This is a genomic window from Caballeronia sp. ATUFL_F2_KS9A, assembly GCF_023630765.1.
Classification (GTDB): domain Bacteria; phylum Pseudomonadota; class Gammaproteobacteria; order Burkholderiales; family Burkholderiaceae; genus Caballeronia; species Caballeronia zhejiangensis.
The window spans coordinates 368,951-392,563 of sequence record NZ_JALQEK010000032.1 but is presented as its reverse complement, the minus strand read 5'-3'; the positions used below and the strand labels follow the sequence as shown (position 1 = coordinate 392,563).

Genomic DNA, 23,613 nt, shown 5'->3' with positions numbered 1-23,613 from the left:
GGCGAAAGACGTGTGGTGCAACGCATAGACATGCGTGGCGATTAACCGGTGAACCGCTGTGATCGGGCTCGCGACTGCGCGAGTTGATGGCGAATCCAACGGATGCGGCATGGACTCGCGAGCCGGACGATGAAGCGAACCGCCAATGCGCGGACAAAAAGGATATTTGCCGACGTGCGGCTGATGCCGTCTGGCGGGCGCGTTTTACTTCATGCGGTACATGAACTTTACGCCGCAACGAACGGTTTATCAACGCTTTGCTTTGTCCCTATTCGGACGTTTTCGATAGGGATTTCCATCATGACCGGCACAGCGTCGAACAGAGCTCGCCGCGTCATGCGGCTCGCTCAATGAAGCGATTGTTGGTTCTAGAAATTGCCTCGATGGATTGCCGAGTTCCGCGCTGAAAACGATAGTCATCGTACAAGCTGTCCCGCGCCCTATAATTGCTCATCGAGCATACAAAGATCGGCCTTTCAATGTCCCAAGCACTCGCGTCCGGCGCGCTTCGCCGCTCCCGAAATCTCACCGAGGAAGTCGTCGCCGAGTTATCGGAGCGGATTCGCAGCGGCGCGCTTCAGCCCGGCGACAAGCTGCCGACCGAATCGGAAATCATGGCGCAACTCGGCGTGAGCCGGACTGTCGTGCGCGAATCCATTTCGCGATTGCAGGCTGCGCGCCTCGTTCAGACGCGGCACGGCATCGGTACATTCGTGCTCGAAGCGGGCGATCAGGAGCGGTTCCAGATCGAGGCCGCGGGCGATCTCACCGTGCGCGACGTGATGGCGATTCTCGAATTGCGCATCAGCCTCGAAGCCGAGGCGGCCGGTCTCGCGGCCATGCGCCGCACCGATGAAAACCTCGCGCAAATGCGCCGGGCGCTCGACGAATTCGAGCGGCTCATCGAAGCGGGCGAAGGCAGCGCGGTCGCGGCCGATGTGGCCTTTCATCTCGAGCTTGCGAAGGCTACCGGTAATCGTTACTTCCATAGCATCCTGAGCCAGCTCGGCAACACGATCATTCCGCGCACGCGCGTCAATTCGGCGGCGCTTGCGCATAACGATCCTTCTGGCTATCTCGATCGCGTGAATCGCGAGCATGAAGATATTTTCGATGCGATCGAACGCCGCGATCCCGAAGCAGCACGCGCGGCCATGCGGATGCATTTGTCGAACAGCCGGGAGCGGCTGCGGCGCGCGCATGAGGCCGCATCGAAGAATGACTGATCGCAGTGCGTCGTTTAATCTTCTTCAAGCATGATCGAAAGCGTGCCGGCTTCGCTTTGCACGCCGGCATCGAGATCGATCTCGTGCGGCGCCATCCTGGCGATCGCGCGCAGAAGACGCGGCGAGAAGCGCGCGCCGAAACGCGCGATCTCGGCTTCGCGTGTAGCGTCATCGGCATGTGAGAGCGCGCGCAACTCATTCAGCGGCAAGCCAACGAACAGATCGAGCGCGTAAGGCGGCGCATCCGAAGCGGCCGTCGTCCGCGACGAATCCGGCGCGCGTATGCGCAGGCCCGGTTGCAAATGCGATTCGAGCTCCATCGTCACTTCATAGTTCGCTTCCAGCTCCAGTGCCGCGTGCGCTTCGTTTCGTAAAAACGGCGCGACGGATTGCAAGCGGGCCAGTTCATCGTCTGAGAGCAGCATGATTTTTTCCTCCGGATATCGGTTGAAGTTATCACGCTCGAATGATGCTTGCCGGCCGAGAAAAATCGACCGAAAGACGGCGTTGCGTTCGTTCCAAACGCGCCTAATTACTGTTCCAATGGGTTGTCGATCTATCGTCCAAAAGGCTTGCTTAAGCGCGTGCGCATCAAACGTTTGCGCAATCGGCCCAATTCTTATCGCATGCTTAAGCACCCGCATGTCCGACGGGTTAGTTCGGAATCCCCCAATTCCACGCTAGGATCCGAATAGCTAAGCTGACGAAATTGCCAGCTACGAGTCAACCGAACGCGTAAGTGAGCCGTTAGCCTTTCACGCACTCGGTTCACTTCGTCGAAGAATCGTTAGCGACGGATCGCCACTTCGGCGCGCGTTCATCTGCTTGCATTCTTTCTTTCGATAAGCCTCGTTCGAGGCCATATCAAATTCCTTGCGCTTTTTTACGAATCGCCAAGGCCAGTAAGGTAATGTGAATATTACGAAATATTTCCGACAGGAATGTGTCGGACGTGGAGACCAGGCGTTTGAAGATCCTACATAGCGAGTCCTCGAAGGGATGGGGCGGTCAAGAAATACGGACGTTGAAGGAGATGGTCGCGTTGCGCGAAAGCGGCCATACCGTCGAGCTGATTTGCCCGAGCGATGCGCGGCTCGGGCAACGTTGCGCCGAACTTGGGTTCGCCGTTCACCACGCGCGCATGCGCAGTGGCGGCGACATGCGATCGATTCTGGCCATCAAAGCGCTTCTGCGTCGCCGCGCGTTCGACGTGCTCAACACGCATAGTGGCCACGACAGTCTCGTTGCCGGCGCGGCGGGGCGGCTGGCGCGCACGCCGCTCATCGTGCGTACGCGGCATCTGGCATTGCCCATCTCGTCGCTCGCAACTTATACATGGCTTCCGCATCGCGTGATCGCCGTGAGTCATTACGTGCGCCGCTATCTGATTTCGGCGGGTGTTGCGGAGAAGCGCGTGCAGACTATTTACGATGGCATTCCGAAACCTCAGCATGTCTCGCATTCGACTTTGCGCGCGGAACTCGGTCTCGGTGAGGACGCATTCGTTGCGTGCATGGTTGCGATCATGCGCGACAAGAAGGGACATGAAGATCTTATTGCGGCAGTGCGCCCGCTCGTCGACACGCATCCCAACCTGCATGTTGTGATGGCGGGCGATGGTCCTTTGTTCGAACGCATCAAGGGAATCGTCGATAGCTTCGGCCTTGCCGATCGCATTCACCTGCTGGGCTTTCGCACCGATATCCCCAATATCTTTCGCGGTTCCGATCTATTCGTTCTTCCCACGCATCAAGAAGCGCTGGGCCAGGCTTTCATCGAAGCAATGGCGGCGGGCTTGCCGGTCATCGGCACGCATGTCGATGGCGTGCCGGAACTGATCGAAGACAACGTGAATGGACTGCTCGTGCCGCCGCACGATCCCGTTGCATTGCGTGCGGCGATTGTCCGCATGATCGACGATCCGGCGTTGCGCCAGCGTCTGCGCGACGAGAGCCTTCGCATCACCGAACGTGGCTTCACCGTAAGCGATATGGCGGACGAAACGGCCAGCTTCTATCAGCGCGCATTGCACGAACGAGGTCATCGCAGATGAGCGCGAAGTATGCACGCGCCGTTCCCGTGCTGATGTACCACCACGTCAGCACATCGCCCGGCATGATCACAGTGACGCCCGATAACTTCACCGCGCAAATGGACTACCTTGCGCGCGCGGGTTATCGCACCATCGGCGCGGCGCAACTCGCAGGTTTTCTGAGCGGCGAGGACGTGCCCGCGAAATCGTTTGTCATCACTTTCGACGATGGTTATCTCGACAACTGGGTGCACGCGCATCCGGTATTGAAGCGCCATGATTTTACGGCGCTGTGCTTTCTTGTCAGCAGTTGGCCCGGCGAAGGCGGCGTTCGTCCGAATGCATCGGACAACTTGGCAACGATGCCGAGATTGCTCGATCATCGTGCGGGGGAGCGCGCAATCGAAAATGGATACGCCGATGATGTGATCCTGCGCTGGTCCGAAATCGAAGCGATGCGTGAAGCCGGCACGTTCGAATTTCATAGCCATACGCATTCTCATGTGCGCTGGGATCAGGTTGCGGGTTCGCGCGACAAGAAACGCAAGGCGTTGCAGAACGATCTGAGCGCCGCGCGTGGCGCACTGCGCACGCGCCTCGGCGAAGTATCCGATCATCTGTGTTGGCCGCAAGGTTATTACGACGACGACTATCGGGAAGTCGCGTTGAATGCGGGATTCAGGCACTTCTACACATGCCACACTGGAACGAACGTCGGCGCGAATCCGCTGGATCGCGCTGCATCCGACGATACCGAACGCACGATCAAGCGGCTCGAAGTGCGCGACCGGCCGGCTTCGTGGCTGGCATCGCGTTTATGGGTGCATACGCGGCCCGCGATAAGCCGAGCTTATCTGAAGATCAAACGCTGATTCACTGCTGATGCGTTCGCACGAAAGCGGCGATCGCATCGTTCACTGCATCGGTCGCATCGCGATGCGGCGAGTGGCGGCACTGCGGGAGCTTGACGAGCTGCGCGTGCCCGACAGCCGCCGCGATCTTGTCGAGTTGCAGCATCGACGCATATTCGTCGTCCTGGCCTTGAATGGCGAGCAATGGCCGTTTGATCGACGATATTTGTTCCGTGATGTCCCAATGCAAGAACGCGGGATTCAGCCACGCATCGTTCCATCCGTAAAAGGCTGAATCCACATCGTCGTGATAAGCCTCGAGCTTTTCTCGGAACGACGTCGTTTCATACATTTCACGCGCCTTTGTGATGCCTTCCACGGTCATCGGTTCCACGAACAAATGCGGAGCGAGGACGGCGAGACCGGCAAGCGATTCGGGAAATGCGCGGGCGTAGAGCAGGGCGATCGTGCCGCCATCGCTATGCCCGACGAGCCACATGCGCGCACGTTCCCGTGCGTCGATGTGGAGCGCATCGAGCAATGCGGGCAATACTTTTTGCGCTTGCAGATGCAGAAACTCGACCGGCCACTTTTCTTCGGCGCGCCGTGGCGTGGATCGGCCATAACCTGGCCGCGAATAGACGAGTCCCCTGCAGTTCAGGCGATCGCAAAGCATTTGCGGCCAGCCTTTCCATAGCGCGATCGAGCCCAGTCCTTCATGCAGGAACACTGCGATAGGCGCATCGGCGCGCTCCGGATTCAGCCACTGATATTCGATGCGCACCGAAGAAGCGGCGCCATTCAGTTCGACGAAGCGCGTCGTGTCGATGCTTGCTGCAGGGTCGGTCATCTGTTTGCGAATGCTGAGCGTGAAGTACAAAGATTATCAGACGGCGCGCCTGCAGCTTTGAACCCGACTGGCGAATGCATCATTGGTCCTGCGCGATCTTTCAAAAAAAATAAATTTATTTGTCTGTTTTTTTCTCTGGACAGCGCTGAACTTTTTCTGCGAAAGTTATTCGTAAGAATCTCGCTGCACTGCAACGCAGATGCGGCCCTTATTCGAATACTTGCGTGTGCAACTATGGCGCGCCCGTTCTGGAGAGATCTGCATGAATCGACCGAAACGAATGCTTCTGGAAAACATTGCCTGGGCACGCGAGACCGCGCACGCCGACGCGCAATTTTTTCCGCGTCTCGCCCAAGGACAGAGCCCTAAAGTGCTGTGGATAGGCTGCGCGGATAGCCGCGTGCCCGCCGAGACTGTGACGAACGCCAATCCTGGCGACCTCTTCGTACATCGCAACATCGCTAACCTTTTTTCTCCATCCGATGACAACACGTTGAGCGTGCTCGAATACGCGGTGCGCGTTTTGAAGGTCGATCACGTAATCGTTTGCGGCCATTACGGATGCGGTGGCGTGCGCGCCTCGCTCCTGCCGAAATCGAGCGACTTGCCGCATGTGAATCGCCGGATCGCGCCGCTGTGCGCGCTGGGCGAACGACATCGGCACGAACTCGATTCATTCGGCGAGCTCGACGCGCGCGCAAATCGACTCGCCGAACTGAACGTGCTCGAACAAGTGCGGCTTTTGCGAGAACACGCCATCGTGCGAGAGCACGACGTGCCGCCACGCGTTCATGGCTGGATCTTCGGCCTGCACGACGGGCTCATCAAAGTGCTCGCTTCGGGCTATGCCGAAGAGAGCGACAGTCGCGACATTGCGAGCGCGCAGGTCACATCGCTTCGGGCCGCCTAAGCCCGCTCATTTCTAACGATCGCTTATCGATGCGAGGTCGCTTTCGCGACATTCGCAGGACCCAACTCGTTCGAAAAAAACCATGAACTCGAATAACCGTCTAGCCACTTTTCCGCGAGACATGTTCGCGGGCACTGTCGTGTTTCTCGTCGCGATGCCCTTGTGTCTCGGCATCGCCAATGCATCCGGCGTGGAGCCGTTCGCCGGTCTGCTGTCGGGCATTATCGGCGGCCTCGTCGTCGCGTTGCTGAGTGGCTCGCAATTGAGCGTGAGCGGCCCTGCCGCGGGCTTGATCGTCATCGTCGTCGATGGCATCGCCGGGCTTGGCAGCTTCTCCGCGTTTCTGCTCGCGGTGCTGCTTTCAGGCGCGATTCAATTCGGCTTCGGCATGTTGAAAGCGGGGCGCTTCGCGGCCTATGTGCCTTCGTCGGTTATCAAAGGCATGCTCGCGGCTATTGGCCTATTGCTCGTCATCAAGCAGATTCCGCTTGCTGCGGGATTCGCGAATGCAGGCGCGCCTGCAGCGAACGGTCCGGGCATGCTCGACACGCCCTTCGGTCCGATATCCGCAGCGGCGTGCATTGTCGCCGTAGTCTCGCTTGCGATGCTCGCAGGCTGGGAAACACGCTCGATGCGTCGCTTTGCGCTCGTGCGCGCCGTGCCCGCGCCGCTCGCAGTGGTCGCGTTCGGCATCGGTGCGACTCTGCTGCTCGATCTGTTCGCGCCTGGCTTCGCACCGCCCGCGCAACATCGCGTCGCGCTGCCGTCGCTGGAGTCGTTCACCGCGTTCACGAATGCGCTCGAATTGCCGAACTTCTCGCAGTTCGCGAACCCCGATGTGTGGCGGCTCGCATTCACGCTTGCTATCGTCGCAAGCCTCGAAACGCTGCTGAGCCTCGAAGCTGTCGAGCAACTCGATCCCAAGAAGCGCGCGGCGCATCCGGATCGCGAGCTGAAGGCGCAGGGCATCGGCAATATGATGGCAGGTGCGATTGGCGCGCTGCCGATAACTTCCGTCATCGTGCGCAGTTCGGCGAACGTGCATGCGGGCGCGCAGAGCCGATGGTCGTCGTTCATGCATGGCGCATTGCTACTCGTGAGCGTGTTCGCGCTGACGAGCGTCATCAACCTGATTCCGCTGGCCTGTCTCGCGGCGATCCTGATCTTCACGGGTCTCAAGCTCGCCAAGCCTTCGTTGTTCGCAGCGGTCGCGAAACAGGGCATCGAGCGCTTCGTGCCGTTCATCGCGACGATTGCCGGCGTGCTGTTGACCGATCTGCTGATGGGCATTTTGCTCGGCATTGCATGCAGTCTTCTGCTTGCCATGCGCGCGAACCTCAGCCGTCCCATTACGATTGCGCAGCACGACGATCACTATCTGGTGTCGTTCAGAAAAGACGTTTCATTTCTTGGCAAGGTCACGCTGAAACATCATCTGCGCACGATACCCGACGGCGCGACGGTGATCTTCGACGCTTCACGCGCGGACTATATCGACCCCGACGTGCGCGAGGAGATCGACAGGTTCGTGGCCGCGGCGGCTTCGCGCGACATGCATGTCGAATGCAGAAAGCTGCCGCATCCTCGCTCGCAAAGTGGTGCGCCCGCATTGCGAGGCAGATGGCTCGGCTTGCGCAGGCAGGAGATGTCGTCGGAGTAAGAGGAAGTCGAACGAGGCGTCTCGATGCACCAACCGTTGCGGGCGCCGTTCACGAGACGATCGAGATCGAGAATCCGTCCCACCCTTTGCTGCCGACCGTTTGAATCGCCGTGGACGTCACGTGGGTATCGGCTGCGAGCATGTCGAAGAACTTGCGCACGCCGATGACGTCCGGGTCGGCGCTGCCGACGTCCGCCACGCGGCCACTGCGGATCACGTTGTCCGCGACGATCACCGTGCCGGGCCGGCTCAGGCGCAACACGAGGCGCAAATAGGCGGGATAACTTTTCTTGTCGGCGTCGAGAAAGATGAAATCGAAAGGCGGAATGCCGTCGCGCACGAATGATTCGAGCGTATCCACAGCGTCGCCGACAATCACCGACGCAACGCCCGACAATCCGGCGCGTTCAATGTTCTTGCGCGCGACGGAAGCATGGTGCTCGACGGCTTCGAGCGTGATGAGCGTACCGTCCGCAGGCAGGGCACGCGCGAGCCAGATCGTGCTGTAGCCGCCGAGCGTGCCGAGTTCGAGAATGCGTCGCGCGCCGCGCAACTGCGCGAGCATCTGCAGCAGCTTGCCCTGGTTTGGCGCGACGTTGATCGCAGGCAGCCCTTCGTCCGCGCTGGATTTCAATGCGGCTTCGAGTGCGGCGTCCGGCGTTTGCGTTCGATCGCACAAGTATTCGTCCATCGCCAGCCATTGCTGTTCGTTCATGGCATCTCCTTGCCGTTGCGGTTATCGCGTTCTCTCGAACGATACAACACGAATGGAGCCCCGTACAAAATGCGTCTGCGCCATAAACAATTCAGATGACCTTGAAAGCAGTTCGCAATCAAGGTGACACATCTGCGCCGACTGTCTTGACGATACTGCGCGACTCGCGCCGCAACTCATGCCCGAGTTGATCGACGGTCAAGCGGATTGCGTCGATCAATGCACGCGCGGCCGGCGAGGGCGTGCCGCCTGCGCGCATCGTAAGCCCGATCTCGCGGCGCGTGGCTTGCAGCGGAATGTCCATTACGGTTAGCTGACCCGACTCGCATTCGTAGTGCAGTTGTTGTGCGGATACGGCAGCGAGCATGTCGGTATGCATCAGGAGCCCGCGAATGACCGCGAGATCGGCGGTCTCGACGGTCGGCATCGGCGGTTTCAGTTTCCATCGCTTGAACTGCGCTTCGAACATTCCGCGCGCGGGTGCCTGGCTACGCGGCAGAATCCATTGTGCAGCGATCAGGTCCTTGAGCGTCAGGCCACTTCGCGCTGCAAGCGGATGCCCGCGCCGCGCGATCACTACGATATCTTCCGACATGAGGCGCTCATTGACGAGTCCGCTCGACGCATCGTTCTGACGTAACGCGCCGAGCACGAAATCGATATCGCCGGCACGCAGTCCCGCGACCAGCGTTTCATACGAGCTCTCATCCGTCACGACGCGCACGCCTGGATATTGCGCGGCAACGCGCGCGATCGCGCCAGGCAGGATCAACGTTCTGCCGAGCGGCAGCGCGCCGACCGTGACATAACCTTGAATCGTGCCGCGCAGCGCCGCGAGATCATCAGGAATGTGGCGCAGTTCGTTCAGCGCGCGCCGCACATGCAGCACGAAAGTTTCGCCTTCGCTGGTGAGCAGCAACCCGCGCGGACTGCGATAAAACAGTTGCATGCCAGCGCCGGTCTCCATGATGCGGATCGCGCTGCTGACGGCCGGTTGACTGAGCCCCAACGTCTGCGCTGCGCTCGGCATGTGACGATGGCGCGCGAGTGCCGAGAACAACTGAAGCCGCCGTGTATTGAGCAGAAAGGCCGGGAGCGTGCCGCCTGTCGCGGTCCGACGCCGTGACTGGCGCGTGGCGCACCACTGCGCCAGTTCTTCGAGTTCGGCGAAGATGCGCTGGCAGCGCAACAGCACAGCGCGTCCCGCAGGCGTGGGCAACATGCCCGACGGACGACGCTCCAATAAAGTTTCCCCGACCGCCGCTTCGAGTTCCTGCAGCGAGCGTGTGACCGCCGATTGCGCGCGGAACAGCGCCGCTGCGGCGCGCGTGGCGCTGCCCGTTTGCGCGACGAGCCGAAATGCGCGCAGATACGCGAGATTGAGCAGTTCCCGATTGTCCATGTGAAGGTGCCCGATGGCATCAGTTTGATTTATCGCATCGTACAGGCTCGTGCGCTTCGCGCTCACTTTCCCCTAATTGTCGTCGCCGATCATGATGTCATGCATAGAGCGATGGATGTCATCGATTGATCGGAGGGTTGCGCCATGTATCAACATATCCTCGTCGCAGTGGGCCCGAGTTTCAGCGAAGCCGCTCTGTCGACCGCGATTGCGCGGGCGCGCGAAAACAACGCGCGTCTGACCGTGCTGTATGTGATCGAATCGTCGCCGTGGTGGGCGGGATGGCAGATGGAGTGTCTATCGGACCTGCCCGCGCTCGTGAATCAGCTCGCGCTCTTGATTCGCGGCAGCAGCGAGAAGATGCTTCGGCGTGCGGGCATCGATGCGGACTGGCAAACGCGCACGTTGCCGCGAGACGGGCGCAGCGTCGGCCGCATCATCGCCGATGAAGCCAATCGCCTCGATGCGGATCTCGTCGTGCTCGGTGCAAGGAAGCGCGGCGTCTTCAGCTTCGGCATGGACCGTGTTCGTAACGTGGTGTGCCGCCATACGAATCGGGAAGTGCTGATCGCAACCGTATGCGTCGCTGATTCGGCGGACGTGATGGAAATTCGCGGCGCGGCGTTGCAAACGCATCACGCCTGATGCGTTTATGCGACGGTATCGGAAACCGTTTCACCCACGCGTAGAGAAACGCGTGCTGCGATATGTCGCGGTACAACCAGAAGTGGCTGATCGACAACCCCTCGGAGAGCGTTGATAATCGCATCGCTTCAATTTTTGCGACGACTTCGTTCTAAGAGGGATAGGGAGTGCGTAGTTTCTGTTTGGGCCAGCGCCGTTGGAAATGGCTGGCTGTAGGTGTCGTAGCTGTGCTGGCGTTAGGCGCGCTAGCCGCAAGCGTCAATGTCATGCCTTCTGACGCGGCGGCAAATGTATCGATGGAAGCGGTCGCGTCGAGCCCAGTGCTCGCTTCGGATCCCTTGAAAGGGCTGTCTGTAGTCGATGCAATCGAGGTGATTCAGGCTCAGGCCAGTGCATCGTTTGCTGCGAATCCAGCCATTGAACCTCACGATGGAAAGACGGCCGGCCCCGTCGTCCCGGATGGTTTCAGCTTCGATAGGGCACCGACACCCGCATCCACGACGGTGCCTTCCATTTGCTCCAAAGCCAAGCACATCATTTGTGTCGATAAGACGACTTTCACCGCAACGGTTTATAAAAATGGCATAGCGCAGTGGTCGTATTATGTGCGTCCCGGCGATGCCCGCGGTGCGCGATATGCCACAGGCGAAGGTCGCGGACGCATAGCTTTCAAGAGCCGCCATCACATTTCAAAGGCCTATGGAACGCCCATGCCCTATGCGATGTTCATTGCATGGGACAAGGATCAAGACAAGCACTCCGGTCAGGCCTTCCACCTCTCATACGATTTTCAGAACCAAGGATATGAGGGCGCCAGCCATGGCTGCATGGGAGTAGGATCAGAGGCAGTCATGCAGCGACTGTGGGAGACAAGTCCTGTGGGCACGCAAGTGTATGTCTATCGCAGTTCCAAAGATCCTTCGGAAGCCGTGGCTGACGGATCGAGTCCCGGTTGAAAAAAAGGCCACGCTCAAGTGGCCTTTCGAGCCTATCGGCGCGGTATCACCCCGCGGGTCTGCGTAGCTCGAAGAAAGTCGAAGTCGACGCCTTTGTCCGCCTGGGTGACGGTGTCATAGAACAGCTTGCGATAACCGCGATCCGCAGTGGGAATCGTGACCGGCGATCCTTTAGCGCGCGCTGCGAGTTCTTCATCGCTGATGAGCAGACTGATTTCGCGTTTCGACACGCTCAGGCGAATGCGGTCGCCCGTTCGAACATGCGCGAGCGGACCGCCCACCGCCGCTTCAGGCGTCACGTGCAACACGATGGTGCCGAACGCAGTACCGCTCATGCGTCCATCCGAGATGCGGACGATATCCTTGACGCCCTTTACCGCGAGCTTGCGCGGGATAGGGATATAACCCGCTTCGGGCATGCCCGGCGCACCCTTCGGCCCGATGTTCTTAAGCACGAGGATATCGTCGGGCGTGACATCGAGATCATCCGAATCGATGCGTGCCGCGAGATCGGCGCCGTTCTCGAACACGACCGCGCGCCCTTCGTGTTCCATCAACTTCGCATTCGCCGCCGATTGCTTGATGATCGCGCCGCCCGGCGCGAGATTGCCGTCCAGCACCGCGATACCGCCTTGCGGATAGATCGGCTTGTCGAAGGGGCGCACGACATTCTGCGCGAAAGCGGGGCCCGCAGCATCGATCTCTTCGCCGAGCGTGCGGCCCGTCACCGTCAGCGCGTTCAGGTTCAATAGCGGCTTCAATTCGCGCAACAGCGTAGCCATGCCGCCGGCCTTGTGAAAGTCCTCCATGTAATGGGATCCGGACGGCTTCAGATCGACGAGCACGGGAGTCTCGCGTCCCATGCGATCGAGCGCTTGCAGATCGATGTCATAACCCATGCGTCCCGCGATCGCCGTGAGATGCACGATGCCGTTGGTCGAGCCGCCTATCGCGAGCAGCACGCGCATTGCGTTCTCGAATGCTTGAGCCGTGAGGATCCTGTCGATGGTGAGATTCTCGCGCGCCATCTGCACGGCCTGCGTGCCAGTGAGCTCGGCGACGCGCATACGATCCGACGTCACCGCAGGCGGCGAGGCGCCGCCCGGCACGGTCATGCCGAGCGCTTCGGCGATGCACGCCATCGTGCTCGCCGTGCCCATCACGGAACATGTCCCCACGCTCGCGACGAGTTGATTGTTCACCACTGCGATTTCCGCTTCGTCGATCTCCTCCGCGCGAAAGCGGCCCCAATAGCGCCGGCAATCGGTGCATGCGCCGACGCGCTCGCCGCGATGGGCTCCCGTAAGCATCGAGCCGGTGATGAGTTGAATCGCGGGAATGCCCGCCGATGCCGCGCCCATCAACTGCGCGGGCACGGTCTTGTCGCATCCGCCGATCAGCACGACCGCGTCCATCGGTTGCGCGCGGATCATCTCTTCGGTGTCGATCGACATCAGATTGCGCAGATACATGCTCGTCGGTTGCGAGAACGATTCGGCGATCGATATGGTCGGGAAATCCATCGGCAAGCCGCCCGCGAGCATCACGCCGCGTTTGACGGCTTCGATGAGTTGCGGCGCATTGCCATGACACGGGTTATACGCGCTGCCCGTATCGACGATGCCGATGACGGGCCGATCGAGCGCACTATCGGTATAACCCGCGCCCTTGATAAACGCCTTGCGCAGAAAAAGCGAGAAGCCATTGTCGCCATAGCTCGTCAGCGATTTGCGCAGGCCGCTCTGTTGCGCGGGTTCGTCGTCGGACTTTTTCTTGAACGTGTCGGTCATGGTCGCCCTGCCGTGTGATAAGCGTTGAACGTCTCCGTGCCTCGATTATCACCGGTTTATCGTCGGGCGATCACGAATCAACCGTCGATCGTTTCGTGCACGCCTTGTTCGCCGCGTTTCCAGTAAGCCGAAGCGCGAATGCGTTTCTTGTCGATGCCGCGTTCGTCGCATAGCAGCTTGCGCACTTCGCGCATGAGCGTGGCTTCGCCCGCCGCCCACACATAGCCTTCGCCATCGGGCACATAGGTTTCGCGAAGGGCGAGCAGCAACGCGCCGCCGGGATGTGAGCTTTCGTTGCGATAACGCCATTGCGCGTACAGATCGGCGCGCGTGTCGAATTCGATACGCGCGGAAGGATCGGCCACTTCGATGAGCGTCGCGACGCGCGTGCCTTCGGGCAGTTCTTCGAGACGACGCGCGATGGCGGGCAGCGCGGTTTCATCGCCGATCATCAGATGCCAGTCGAAGTTAGTTGGGATGACGAACGAACCGCGCGGTCCACCGATACCGAGATGCTGACCGGGCGCGGCCTGCGCGGCCCAGGCCGTTGCGGGACCGGCTTCGTGGAGTGCAAATTCGATATCGAGCTCGCGCGCATCACGGTCGAAACGACGCGGCGTGAAATCGCGCGCAATCGGACGCGGTTTGGCCGGATCGAACTCGGGACCGTTCGGACCCGCTTGCGGCAGCGCGGGCAGGGTCTCGCCCGGCGCGGGGAAAAACAGCTTGACGTGATCGTCGAACGATGCGCTGACGAAATCGTCGAGCGAGTCACCCGTGAAGGTCACGCGCACGAAGCGCGGATTGAGCGCCTGGACGCGCGTGACTTTCAGCAGCCGAAACTTGAGCGCGTGGCGCACACGCGTGACTTCGAGATCGGGCCGGTCTTGCAGGATGGAATCGGTCATCGTCTTTGGCTCCTTACGCCTGCTTCGGCGCCGGGTTTTGTTCGATTTCGGCCGTCGCGCGCGCGAGGATCGCGGCGATGCGGCGTTGTTCTTCCTGCGATGCGTCGGTGCGCAAGAGCAGCGCCTTCTTCAGCGCGCGGCGAGCGGCGATCAGCTCGGGCGCCCAGCCGTTGTCGGCGGCGGCGTCGTCGACTTCTTCGCCCATGTACGCGCGGCGCACGAGATCCATCTTGCGGGCGAAATGCGTGAGCTTCGCGAGCATGATGTCCACGCGTTCCCGATTGGATGCGAGGTATTCGCGGCCCGCGTCGGAAAGGGCATAGCGCTTGCGGTTGCCTTCCAGCTCGACGGTCGTATAACCGAGCTCTTCGAGATAGGTGAGCGCCGGATAGACCATGCCGGGACTCGGCGCGTAGAAGCCGTTGGAGCGGTCTTCGAGCGCCTTGATGAGTTCATAACCATGACGCGGTGCTTCGGCGAGCATTGCGAGCAGCAACAGTTGCAAGTCGTCCGACGAGAACTTGCGGCCGCGCGGCATGCCGTCTTCGCCGCCGAACCCGCCCATGCCACCCATGCCGCCCATGCCACCGGGGCCGCCGCCGAAGCGACCGCCGCCGCCATGGCGATGACGGCCGATCATTCCCCAACGTTCGAAAGCGAATCGTTCGTGCCACGCTGGGGCGTCGAACGCAGAACCATCAAAGCCGAATGCGCGGAAACCGCCGTCACGCGCACGTTGAAAGCAGCGGGATTTCATAGGGAACACTCCAGATATGTCGTAAAACATATCTAAAGATATATATCGTAAGAGTGTCTGTCAAGAAGATCTTCTTAGGATCGATCGGCGGACGCGCGCATTTTGAACGCCGCATACAATGGCCCGCACTGTCTTTTGCACACATAAAACCATGAGCCATTTCCGTCCCGTCAAGCTGGAGCACGCCAGCCGCCTTATCAACCACGGTCCGACCGTTCTCGTCACCAGCGCGCACGGCGCGCGCCGCAACGTGATGGCCGCCGCCTGGTCGATGCCGGTGGAGTTCACGCCGCCGCGCATCGCCGTCGTGATCGACAAGCGCACCTACACGCGCGAGCTCGCCGCCGCGAGCGGCACGTTCGGCATCGTCGTGCCGGGTGCGGCGATGATCGATCTCACGTACGCCGTCGGCTCGACGAGCGGGCGCGAGATCGACAAGTTCGAGGCCTTCGGAATCGACATCGTGGAAGGGCCGGTGCTCGGTCTGCCGCTCATCGAAACGAATTGCGCGGCCTGGCTCGAATGCAGGCTGATCGACGAGAAGCACACGGAAGACGCCTACGACACCTGTTTTGCCGAAGTCGTCGCAGCCGCTGCCGATTCGCGCGTGTTCGTCGACGGCCACTGGATCATCGACGAATCGAATCAGCCGCTACACACGATTCACCATCTCGGCGCGGGGAAGTTCGTGCGCGCGTCGTCGATGGAGCAGGCGAAGCCGCTTGCGCGCTGACGCCGTCGATGCGCCCCTGGACACGGCTAGCAAACCTTGCCGCGCGGCAGAAACGGCATCGAATTATGGTATTAAGCACGTTGCATCCAATATTCAAAACCGTTCCATGCATTCGAGCTCCCAGGCCGCGCTCCTTTTGCTCGGCATCGTCATCATCCTGATCACGCCCGGACCGACCAACACACTGCTCGCGACCGCGGGCTTGCGTCGCGGCGTCAGGCGCGCCACGCCGCTCATGGCCGCCGAGCTCGCCGGCTACCTCATCGCAATTTCCGTCTGGGGCTATCTCGTCACGCACGCGGCCGGCTTTCTCACCTGGCTCCCGACATTTCTGCGCGTCGCGTGCAGCGTCTACATCGCCTATCTCGCCGTCCTGATGTGGCGCACTGCCGTCTCCCTGCCGACGTCCGCGCAAAAGACGGTCGGCATGCGCACCCTCTTCGTCACCACATTGCTCAATCCAAAGGCGATGCTCTTCGCGAGCGCGATCTTTCCGGCCAGCGCCTTCGGCAATGCCGTCGTTTATCTTCAGACGATGTCGATCTTCGCCGCCGCGCTGATTCCGATCGGCTTTCTGTGGATCACCTTCGGCGCGGCGCTCGGCACCGGGCGTCTCGCGTGGCTGAGTCCCGATCGCGTTCAGCGCGGGGCATCGATCGTGCTGGCCACGTTCTCCATCGCGCTTGCGTGGACGGCGCTTCACTGAAGCGATAAAACGAACAGCGAAATCTGGAGACTGAATGACCTCTCATCGGCGCGATCCCCTCGACAAGAAAGCTCCGCACGAGCCGCTCACCTCCTACTACGCCGACGAATCGAAAAGGCGCGTCTGGCTGCGCGGCATCTTCGACCGCACCGCATCCGACTACGACGCGATCGAACGCGTGATGGCGCTCGGTTCCGGTTCGTGGTATCGAAATCGCGCGCTGCGATCGGCGGGACTCGCGCGCGGCATGCGCGTGCTCGATGTCGGCATGGGAACGGGGCTCGTCACGAGGGAAGCGGTCGCGATCACCGGCGATCCGGCGCTCGTGACCGGCGTCGATCCGAGTCCGGGCATGGTCGGCGAGGCGCATCTGCCGATCGGCGTGCAAACGCGCATCGGCACGGCGGAAGATCTGCCGTGCGAGAACGCCGCCTACGACTTTCTGAGCATGGGCTTCGCGCTGCGTCATGTAAGCGATCTTTCGAAGGCCTTCGACGAATACTTCCGCGTGCTCGCGCCTGGCGGACGGCTCTGCGTGCTGGAAATCACGCGGCCCGGGCATGGTATCGGCATCGCTGCGCTGAAGTTCTATATGCGCGGCGTCGTGCCGACGATCGCGCGCATCGTCGGCAAGAAAGGGGAAAGCGTCGAGTTGATGCGCTATTACTGGGACACGATCGAGGCCTGCGTGCCGCCCGCCGATGTGATCGCCGCGATCGAGCGCGCCGGTTTCATCGACGTGCGCCGCGACGTCGAGCTCGGCATCTTTTCCGCTTATTGCGCGACGAAACCGGCGCGCTGAGCGGCGTCGAGAATCACCGCAGCGCGGCCGCTCAGCAGCAGCCGGCCTGCGCAGTGAACGGTGAAGCGGTAGAGCACGGTGTTGTCGTCGCCGCCCATGCGTTGGGCTTCGATATCGAGCGGGGCGTCGAGCGTGTCGAGCCGGTCGATGTGCGTTTCCACGCCACGCACGCTGGTCAGCATCCCGACGCGCGGTCTCGCTTCGTTCGATGCGACGAGCGCGCCATGCGCCGCCATCGCCTGCGCCGCGTATTCGATGCCGCATACCGACGCGAGACGTCCCTTCGAGCGCAAAGGATTATCCGGCGAAACATGACTCGTCGCGGTGCAGCGGATGCGCTTTGCATCCCACGCGACGACGCCATCCAGCAGACACATGGAGCCGCTATGCGGAATGCGCGCGGCGATCCAGTCGCGGCCGAACATCATGACGGCTCGACGCTCACGGCGAGCTGCGTGCCGTCGAGATAATCCAGCACGACGTTCGCCGCCCGCCGATGCGCCAGCGCGTCGAGCAACGGCAGCGCGCGCGCGGCGGGATTCGACAGGCGCAGCGCTTCGAGATCGGCATCGGCGAAAGCGGAAGCGTCCGCGTCCGACAGATGCGCTTCGATGCGCCCGAGCGTCCGCTCGCTCTCATGCGGCGCGAGCACCAGCGCGACGCCGAACGCATCGACGATGGGACGCACCTGGCGCAACGGCTCGGGATAGTCCGTGTCGTAGGCGACGAGCAGCGTCGCGGCGCCATCGACGCTCACTTGCGCGAGGCTTTCCAGCAAGCCGGCCGCGAAGCTGCCGTCGTACGCGCACAGCACGTTCGATGCGGCCATTGCGCGCGTCGCGATGCTCCAGTAGCCCGCGGGCGCGTTGTGGACCGAGTTGTGGAAGCGCGTCGGCGAGAGCTGCGGTTCGGCGCTCGCGAGGGTTTCGCAGATCGCGTGGAAATTCCCGCCGTCGCCGCCGGATGCCGCGAACACGGCGGCGAGCGTCGCGGCGTCGCGGCCGCTCTGCGCGACCGCTTCGTGCGCGGCAGCGAGCGCCGCGCGCACGACCGGCCCGGTGCGGCGGCGTTCGGCCGGCGGCAGACCGGCGGGCGCGGGCAGCACGGTTTGAGCGGCGTCGCGAACGGCGCGCTGCGTCAGCACGTCGGCGGCATGGGGCCAGCCGGCCAGGCCCGGACCAATCACGCCGATGCCTTCGATAAATGCACGCAATGGAGTCATGCCGATGCCGCTCCCTTGCGTCCGAACACGAGACTGCAGTTCGTCCCGCCGAAGCCGAACGAGTTCGACAGCACAGCCCGCAACGGCGCGGCGCGCGTCGTCAGCACGTAGTCGAGGCTGAGCGCCGGGTCCGGCTCGGTGGTATTGGCGCCTGCGGGAATCATCTGGTGCTGCAGCGTCAACGCGGCGATCACCGCTTCGAGCGCGCCGGCCGCGCCGAGCGTATGCCCGGTCGCGCCCTTGGTCGAGCTGCAGGGCACGCGCGCGAACAGGCTCGTAAGAGCGCGGCTCTCGGCGGCGTCGTTGCTGGGCGTCGCCGTGCCGTGCAGATTCACGTAGCCGATGTCGCTCGCATCGAGACCGGCGCTGGCGAGCGCCTGTTCCATCGCGATGCGCGCGCCGAGTCCCTCCGGATGCGGCGACGACATGTGATACGCATCGCTCGATTCGCCGATGCCGAGCAGGCGGATCGCGTCGTCATCGGCGGGATCGGCCAAATCGCGTTCGAGCAGCGCGAACGCCGCCGCCTCGCCGATCGAAATGCCGTCGCGCTTCACGTCGAACGGCTTGCACGGACCCGGCGCGAGCAGTTCCAGCGAATTGAAACCGTAGAGCGTCGTGAGACAGAGCGTATCGACGCCGCCGACGATGGCCACATCGATCACGCCGCTTTCGAGCATGCGCCGCGCCGACCCAAACACCTTCGCGCCCGACGAACACGCCGACGACACCGACGCCGCCGGCCCGCGCAGCCCGAAATAGGCGCGCACGAAAGCGGCGAGCGAATAGGGGTTGTGCGTGTTGGCGTAATTGAAATCGGCGGGCAGCGCGCCCGTCCGGGTGTCGCGACGCCGGTAGGCGAGTTCGGTTTCGAGGATGCCCGCCGTGCTCGTGCCCATGAACACGCCGACGCGCTCCAAGCCGTAACGCGCGATCGCTTCGCGGACGCGGTCGTCGAAGCCGTCCTGCGTCATCGCGAGCTGCGCGAGCCGGTTGTTGCGGCAGTCGAACGCGGCGAGATCCGCGGGCACCGGCGCATCCTCGATGCCCGCGACGCGGCCCGTATAAGTGGCAAGCGCGGCGCCCTCGAAGTCGCACGGCGCGAGTCCGCTGCGTGCGTTCGAGAGCGCGGCGAGCGTCGCGTCGAGCCCGCGGCCCGCGCAACTCGTCGCGGTGAAATGCGTAAGCAGAAGAGGATTCACTACGGGCTCGTTTCCCTTGAGTCGGGAGCGTTCGAAAACGATGAATTGTAACAAACGAGGCCTTTGGACGATGCCGCCAATCAGCCGACGGGACGCGCAATCAACAGACGATTGGCGTCGTGCGCGCCGTGGCCCATCTGACGGATGGAGACCGCGAATCGCAGATCGCCGAGCAGCGCGAGCCATTGCGCCTCGCTGCGGACCGTCAGACCGTTCGCGCGCCCCGAACGCGCGATCTGCATGCCGAAATCGATGGCGCGATCGAGGCGCGCGTGCCAGCCCGCGGCGGCATCGCTGACGCGCAGCAGGAGCACGCCGTTCGCCGCGAGGCTGGCGCGCGCGCGGCGGAGGATCGACACCTGCGCGTCGGCATCGACGTAATGGAGCACATCGCAGGCGACGACGACATCGGCATCGGGAAACGGCGCCGCGCGAATGTCGTCGCACACGAATCGGATGCGCGCCTCGTGCGCCTGCAACGCGATGCGCGCCCAGGCGACGTCGCGCGGCGTCAGATCGATTCCGTGAATCGAGCGCGGCACGGGCGGCGCGGGCCAGCGCGCGGGCCACGCACGCTGGGCGTGTTCGCGATGCCACGCGTGCGCGCCGACGAGGCACGCGGCGAGCAAGCCCTGGCCGCTGCCGAGATCGAGGATGCGCGCGCCATCCGGAATCAGGCCGTGCGCGAGGATATGGGCGAAGAACGGATCGCGACGCAGCTTGGCCGATGCGAAGTGCCACGCGAACCGGCCCGCCGCGCGGTAGGGGCGGCTGGCGGTTTCGATGAGCGCGGCGGGCAGCATTCGGGCGAGGGGTGAGTTCACGTATGCAACGGCCCCTGACGGGTCAGCCCTCGACTATAGATTCAATCTTTCGAAAGCGCCGGAGATCGTTGAACATGTTCGAGTCTGAACACGTTGTTTTTTCCGCATCGCGACGAAGCACATCCGCGCGCGGATCGATCGTTGCGCGAAGATTTCGGCCCTCACAGACCGTCTGCGCTCGCGGGATTCTCGAAGTGATCGACGCAAAAGAACCTGACGTTTATTCCGTTTCGCGACGCGTCAAGTGCAAGTTGCACGCGGTTTTCGACGGTCCTGCTAACGGCGGTCGTTGCTTGCTCGACTGCCGCGTCTATATCCGCTTGCGCGGCCCGTTTTTGCGTGGCCAGCATCCTGAGCGAGCTCCGCAGATGCAAGAGATCCGCCTCGGCTCTTGCGAGATATCCGTGACTTTGATGCAAGCGTTCAATGATGCTGTCGAGCTCAGGCGTCGCTTCAAGTATGGCGACGGCTTTTGCGTCGAGCAAAGACCACAGCCTCGCTTCGGCGACGGCATCCGGATTCTGAACCACGTTGCCTCGAGTGCGAAGGGGCACTGGAAATCGTGATGCTTCTTGCGCTGGCACCTTTCATTCTCCTGTTTCGGTTTTGGCTTCGGAAAATTCGCTGACTGAAGGTCTTCGCTCAAATAGGACGTTGTCTATCGATCGTTCTTGGATGTTTAGAATTGCGAAGATTTAACAAAGCGAAGCGTGACACGCTACGGCACACAAATTGGTATCTCATACATCAGATACTTCGGGTTGACGGAGAAAACGCTGCTGGATACCGTGTTGTCGATATTAGATAGGTATCTTGACCATTAGATATTCGGGAGGCATTTTTGGAGCGTCAGGAATTTGGGCCGCAGGTCATTCGAACGGTGATGTGGAAGATCGTGCCGTTCGCGTTCATTCTTTACTTCTTCAACTATCTCGACCGGGTGAATGTCGGTTTCGCGGCCCTGCAAATGAATCGGGAGTTGGACATTTCCCCGACCCAGTTCGGCACGATCGCATCGATGTTTTTTGCGTCGTATCTGCTGTGCCAGATTCCGGCCAACTTCGCGCTTCAGCGCCTGGGCGCGCGCCGCTGGATCAGCTTCATCGTCATAGTGTGGGGCGCGGTTACAGCACTGACATTCTTTGCCCAGACTGCGACCCACGTCGCGATCGCGCGCCTGCTGCTCGGCGTGTTCGAAGCGGGTTTCTTCCCCGGCATGATCTTCTATCTCGCCTGCTGGTTCCCTGCTCGCGAGCGAGCCAAGGTCACGTCGCTTTTCATGATGGCGATTGCCTTTTCCTCGGTCGTCGCGGGGCCGATGTCCGGCTGGATCGTCGAGCACGTCCACATGGCCGGGTATGGCGGCTGGCGCTGGCTATTCGCGATCGAAGGCGTGCCGACCATTCTGCTGGGCGGTCTGGCTTTCTTCGTTCTGGTCGACGCGCCTGCGGATGCCAAATGGCTGAACAAGGATCAAAGAGCGTGGCTCGTAGCGGAGTTGCAGCGGGAAAGAAGCGCGCAGGGCGCCGACGAACAGCCGACGCTGAAGATGGTGTTGGGCAATTCGACGATCTGGAAACTGGCGCTCTCATACATGCTGATTCAAGCGGCCTCGCAAGCATCGAATTACTGGCTTCCGGGGCAGGTGAAGGGATTCGCGGCGTCCCTGACCGATACGCAAACCGGGCTCATCATGGCGCTGCCGTATGTCTGCGCGATGATATCGATGCCGCTTTGGGGCGCGCACTCGGACCGCACGGGCGAGCGCAAATGGCACGCCGCGCTACCGATGCTGCTTGCGGGTGTCGGCTTCTTCGTCATTGCGAGCGTTCCGTCCATGTCGCTTCGCATGGCTGGCATGGCGTTGTTTGGCGTTGGCATTCTGAGCTTCTACGGCCCGTATTGGGCCATTCCCCCTGCAATGCTGTCCCCGGCCGGTCTCGCGTTGAGCATCGCTTTTATCAACTCGTGCTCCAGTCTCGGCGGCTTTCTCGCGAACCAGGCGCTCGGACATGTCTCTCAGGCTTACGGATCATATGGCGTGTTCATGGTCGAGGCGGCTTTGTGCGTCGCCGCGTTCTGTGTGCTGGTCACGATGAGCATTCCTCGCCAGACACCGAAGGTCGGTCCGTCGGCGCAAACCGCGAACGCCTGACATCGTCGCATCGGGCTCCATCGAAGTCTCTCTGGAATATTGATCAATGAAAATAACGAACGTCGAAATATTCGATTGTGAAGTCAGCCGAACCGATCCGCGCATGGCGCGCTTCAATCCGGTCCTTATCCGTATCAATACCGATGAAGGAATCAGCGGCATCGGCGAAGTCGGCTTGGCCTATGGCGCGGGCGCAAAGGCGGGCGTCGGCATCGTGCGCGACCTGGCCCCGCGCATCATCGGCAAAGATCCGATGAAGGTCGAAGCCATCTGGGAAAACCTGTTCCGCGCAACGTTTTGGGGCATGGGCGGCGGAAACGTCTTCTACGCGGGCATGAGCGCGATCGATATCGCGCTGTGGGACATTCGCGGCAAAGCCCTGCGCGCGCCGGTCTATCAGTTGCTCGGCGGCAAGACAAACGAGCGGTTGCGCGCCTATGCCAGTCAACTTCAGTTCGGTTGGAGCGACACGCATCAAATGCTCACACGCCCCGAGCAGTACGCCGACGCAGCACGCAAAGCCGTCTCGCAGGGTTATACGGCGATCAAGGTCGACCCGTTGCAAGTCGACCGCAACGGCGGCCCGCCGCTCGATTGGGAAGTCAACCAGAACTACTTCGGGCTGTTACGAGCGGACCAGTTGCGCATGGGTGAGGAACGGATCGCGGCCATGCGCGAAGCTGTCGGGCCGGACGTCGACATCATCATCGAAGCCCACGCGCTGCTTGGAGTCAACGCAGCAATCCAGTTCGCGCGGACTGTCGAGCCGTACAACATCCTGTTCTATGAAGAGCCGGTTCATCCGCTCAACATGGACAACATGGCGATGGTCGCGCGCAATACGTCTATCCCGATCGCGACCGGCGAACGCTGCTATACGCGTTGGGGTTATCGCGATCTGTTCGAAAAACAGGCCGTGGCCGTGATACAGCCGGATATTTGCCTTTGCGGCGGACTGACGGAGGCGAAGAAAATCTGTGACTATGCAAACCTGTACGACGCGACGATGCAGGCGCATATCTGCGGCGGGCCGGTCTCGACTGCGGCAGCGCTCCACCTCGAAGCCGCGGTACCGAACTTCATCATTCACGAGCATCACACGCACAGCCTGAAGGATTGCGTGCGCGAGTTGTGCATTCACGACTATCAACCCGAGCGCGGCGACTTCTCAGTCCCGGATTTGCCGGGGCTTGGGCAAGAACTGAGCGATGACGTCGTGAAGCGGTATCACGCCTTCACGATCGAATAAGCGCACCACGCGCCCGGC

Annotated in this window: 24 protein-coding genes; 12 read left to right on the top strand and 12 right to left on the bottom strand. The window is 61.6% G+C overall.

What is annotated here, in order from left to right; translation table 11 throughout:
• The first annotated feature begins 479 nt into the window (after positions 1 to 479).
• The gene (locus NCS67_RS22605) at positions 480 to 1,226 is read left to right on the top strand and encodes a FadR/GntR family transcriptional regulator (protein WP_008348324.1); all 747 of its coding nucleotides are present in this window, start codon (positions 480 to 482) and stop codon (positions 1,224 to 1,226) included.
• A gap of 14 nt (positions 1,227 to 1,240) precedes the next feature.
• On the opposite strand, the gene NCS67_RS22600 is transcribed toward NCS67_RS22605, so the two are convergent.
• Positions 1,241 to 1,651, bottom strand: coding sequence for a hypothetical protein (locus tag NCS67_RS22600; RefSeq protein WP_008348321.1), 411 nt, complete (start codon positions 1,649 to 1,651; stop codon positions 1,241 to 1,243).
• Positions 1,652 to 2,193: 542 nt separating this feature from the next.
• Here NCS67_RS22600 and NCS67_RS22595 point away from each other — a divergent pair.
• Entirely contained in the window at positions 2,194 to 3,279 is a 1,086-nt protein-coding gene (locus NCS67_RS22595) for a glycosyltransferase (RefSeq protein WP_033536220.1), read from the top strand.
• Positions 3,276 to 4,130: a polysaccharide deacetylase family protein gene (locus NCS67_RS22590; RefSeq protein WP_250436682.1), complete on the top strand. Its 855-nt coding sequence runs from the start codon at positions 3,276 to 3,278 to the stop codon at positions 4,128 to 4,130. The genes NCS67_RS22595 and NCS67_RS22590 overlap by 4 nt, the downstream gene beginning before the upstream one ends.
• A 1-nt stretch (position 4,131) precedes the next feature.
• On the opposite strand, the gene NCS67_RS22585 is transcribed toward NCS67_RS22590, so the two are convergent.
• Entirely contained in the window at positions 4,132 to 4,959 is an 828-nt protein-coding gene (locus NCS67_RS22585; protein ID WP_081851882.1) for an alpha/beta fold hydrolase, read from the bottom strand.
• Between the two features lie 262 nt (positions 4,960 to 5,221).
• On the opposite strand from NCS67_RS22585, the gene NCS67_RS22580 reads away from it, so the two are divergent.
• Positions 5,222 to 5,869, top strand: coding sequence for a carbonic anhydrase (locus NCS67_RS22580; protein WP_175981073.1), 648 nt, complete (start codon positions 5,222 to 5,224; stop codon positions 5,867 to 5,869).
• 82 nt (positions 5,870 to 5,951) lie between these two features.
• Positions 5,952 to 7,529: a SulP family inorganic anion transporter gene (locus tag NCS67_RS22575; RefSeq protein ID WP_175981071.1), complete on the top strand. Its 1,578-nt coding sequence runs from the start codon at positions 5,952 to 5,954 to the stop codon at positions 7,527 to 7,529.
• Positions 7,530 to 7,578: 49 nt separating this feature from the next.
• On the opposite strand, the gene NCS67_RS22570 is transcribed toward NCS67_RS22575, so the two are convergent.
• Positions 7,579 to 8,244, bottom strand: a complete 666-nt coding sequence (locus NCS67_RS22570; RefSeq protein WP_008348315.1) for an O-methyltransferase — start codon at positions 8,242 to 8,244, stop codon at positions 7,579 to 7,581.
• Between the two features lie 118 nt (positions 8,245 to 8,362).
• Positions 8,363 to 9,646, bottom strand: coding sequence for a LysR family transcriptional regulator (locus NCS67_RS22565; RefSeq protein ID WP_250436681.1), 1,284 nt, complete (start codon positions 9,644 to 9,646; stop codon positions 8,363 to 8,365).
• 144 nt (positions 9,647 to 9,790) lie between these two features.
• Here NCS67_RS22565 and NCS67_RS22560 point away from each other — a divergent pair, with 144 nt between their 5' ends.
• Together NCS67_RS22560 and NCS67_RS22555 are read left to right on the top strand one after the other, a co-directional pair.
• Positions 9,791 to 10,291: a universal stress protein gene (locus NCS67_RS22560; RefSeq protein WP_250436680.1), complete on the top strand. Its 501-nt coding sequence runs from the start codon at positions 9,791 to 9,793 to the stop codon at positions 10,289 to 10,291.
• Positions 10,292 to 10,458: 167 nt separating this feature from the next.
• Positions 10,459 to 11,247: a L,D-transpeptidase gene (locus NCS67_RS22555; protein ID WP_250436679.1), complete on the top strand. Its 789-nt coding sequence runs from the start codon at positions 10,459 to 10,461 to the stop codon at positions 11,245 to 11,247.
• 32 nt (positions 11,248 to 11,279) lie between these two features.
• On the opposite strand, the gene NCS67_RS22550 is transcribed toward NCS67_RS22555, so the two are convergent.
• From NCS67_RS22550 to NCS67_RS22540, 3 genes are all read right to left on the bottom strand, one after another.
• The gene (locus NCS67_RS22550; protein WP_250436678.1) at positions 11,280 to 13,037 is read right to left on the bottom strand and encodes an IlvD/Edd family dehydratase; all 1,758 of its coding nucleotides are present in this window, start codon (positions 13,035 to 13,037) and stop codon (positions 11,280 to 11,282) included.
• Positions 13,038 to 13,114: 77 nt separating this feature from the next.
• On the bottom strand, positions 13,115 to 13,945 hold the full coding sequence (locus NCS67_RS22545; protein WP_250436676.1) for a siderophore-interacting protein: 831 nt from the start codon (positions 13,943 to 13,945) through the stop codon (positions 13,115 to 13,117).
• 13 nt (positions 13,946 to 13,958) lie between these two features.
• Positions 13,959 to 14,732 (bottom strand): PadR family transcriptional regulator, encoded by a 774-nt coding sequence (locus NCS67_RS22540; protein ID WP_502801872.1) that lies wholly within the window; start codon positions 14,730 to 14,732, stop codon positions 13,959 to 13,961.
• Between the two features lie 121 nt (positions 14,733 to 14,853).
• Between NCS67_RS22540 and NCS67_RS22535 the strand changes: the two genes are divergently transcribed.
• From NCS67_RS22535 to NCS67_RS22525, 3 genes are all read left to right on the top strand, one after another.
• Positions 14,854 to 15,435 carry a flavin reductase family protein gene (locus NCS67_RS22535; RefSeq protein WP_008348308.1) on the top strand — a complete coding sequence of 194 codons (582 nt, stop codon included), beginning with the start codon at positions 14,854 to 14,856 and terminating at the stop codon, positions 15,433 to 15,435.
• 106 nt (positions 15,436 to 15,541) lie between these two features.
• Positions 15,542 to 16,141: a LysE family translocator gene (locus tag NCS67_RS22530; protein WP_175981056.1), complete on the top strand. Its 600-nt coding sequence runs from the start codon at positions 15,542 to 15,544 to the stop codon at positions 16,139 to 16,141.
• A gap of 34 nt (positions 16,142 to 16,175) precedes the next feature.
• On the top strand, positions 16,176 to 16,943 hold the full coding sequence (locus NCS67_RS22525; protein ID WP_175981054.1) for a class I SAM-dependent methyltransferase: 768 nt from the start codon (positions 16,176 to 16,178) through the stop codon (positions 16,941 to 16,943).
• Here NCS67_RS22525 and NCS67_RS22520 read toward each other — a convergent pair.
• The 5 genes from NCS67_RS22520 to NCS67_RS22500 all read right to left on the bottom strand — a co-directional run bounded on the left by NCS67_RS22520 (position 16,916) and on the right by NCS67_RS22500 (position 20,721).
• Positions 16,916 to 17,368, bottom strand: a complete 453-nt coding sequence (locus tag NCS67_RS22520; protein WP_008348304.1) for an ApeP family dehydratase — start codon at positions 17,366 to 17,368, stop codon at positions 16,916 to 16,918. The genes NCS67_RS22525 and NCS67_RS22520 overlap by 28 nt on opposite strands.
• Positions 17,368 to 18,165, bottom strand: coding sequence for a beta-ketoacyl synthase chain length factor (locus tag NCS67_RS22515; protein WP_250436672.1), 798 nt, complete (start codon positions 18,163 to 18,165; stop codon positions 17,368 to 17,370). The genes NCS67_RS22520 and NCS67_RS22515 overlap by 1 nt, the downstream gene beginning before the upstream one ends.
• Complete coding sequence (locus NCS67_RS22510) at positions 18,162 to 19,367, bottom strand: beta-ketoacyl-[acyl-carrier-protein] synthase family protein (protein WP_250436671.1); 1,206 nt, start codon at positions 19,365 to 19,367, stop codon at positions 18,162 to 18,164. The genes NCS67_RS22515 and NCS67_RS22510 overlap by 4 nt, the downstream gene beginning before the upstream one ends.
• 80 nt (positions 19,368 to 19,447) lie before the next feature.
• Positions 19,448 to 20,191, bottom strand: a complete 744-nt coding sequence (locus NCS67_RS22505) for a class I SAM-dependent methyltransferase (RefSeq protein ID WP_250436670.1) — start codon at positions 20,189 to 20,191, stop codon at positions 19,448 to 19,450.
• Between the two features lie 161 nt (positions 20,192 to 20,352).
• Entirely contained in the window at positions 20,353 to 20,721 is a 369-nt protein-coding gene (locus tag NCS67_RS22500; protein WP_175981049.1) for a hypothetical protein, read from the bottom strand.
• 353 nt (positions 20,722 to 21,074) lie between these two features.
• Here NCS67_RS22500 and NCS67_RS22495 point away from each other — a divergent pair, with 353 nt between their 5' ends.
• Complete coding sequence (locus NCS67_RS22495) at positions 21,075 to 22,346, top strand: MFS transporter (RefSeq protein ID WP_250436668.1); 1,272 nt, start codon at positions 21,075 to 21,077, stop codon at positions 22,344 to 22,346.
• A gap of 46 nt (positions 22,347 to 22,392) precedes the next feature.
• Entirely contained in the window at positions 22,393 to 23,595 is a 1,203-nt protein-coding gene (locus NCS67_RS22490; protein WP_250436666.1) for a mandelate racemase/muconate lactonizing enzyme family protein, read from the top strand.
• The last annotated feature ends 18 nt before the right edge of the window (positions 23,596 to 23,613 follow it).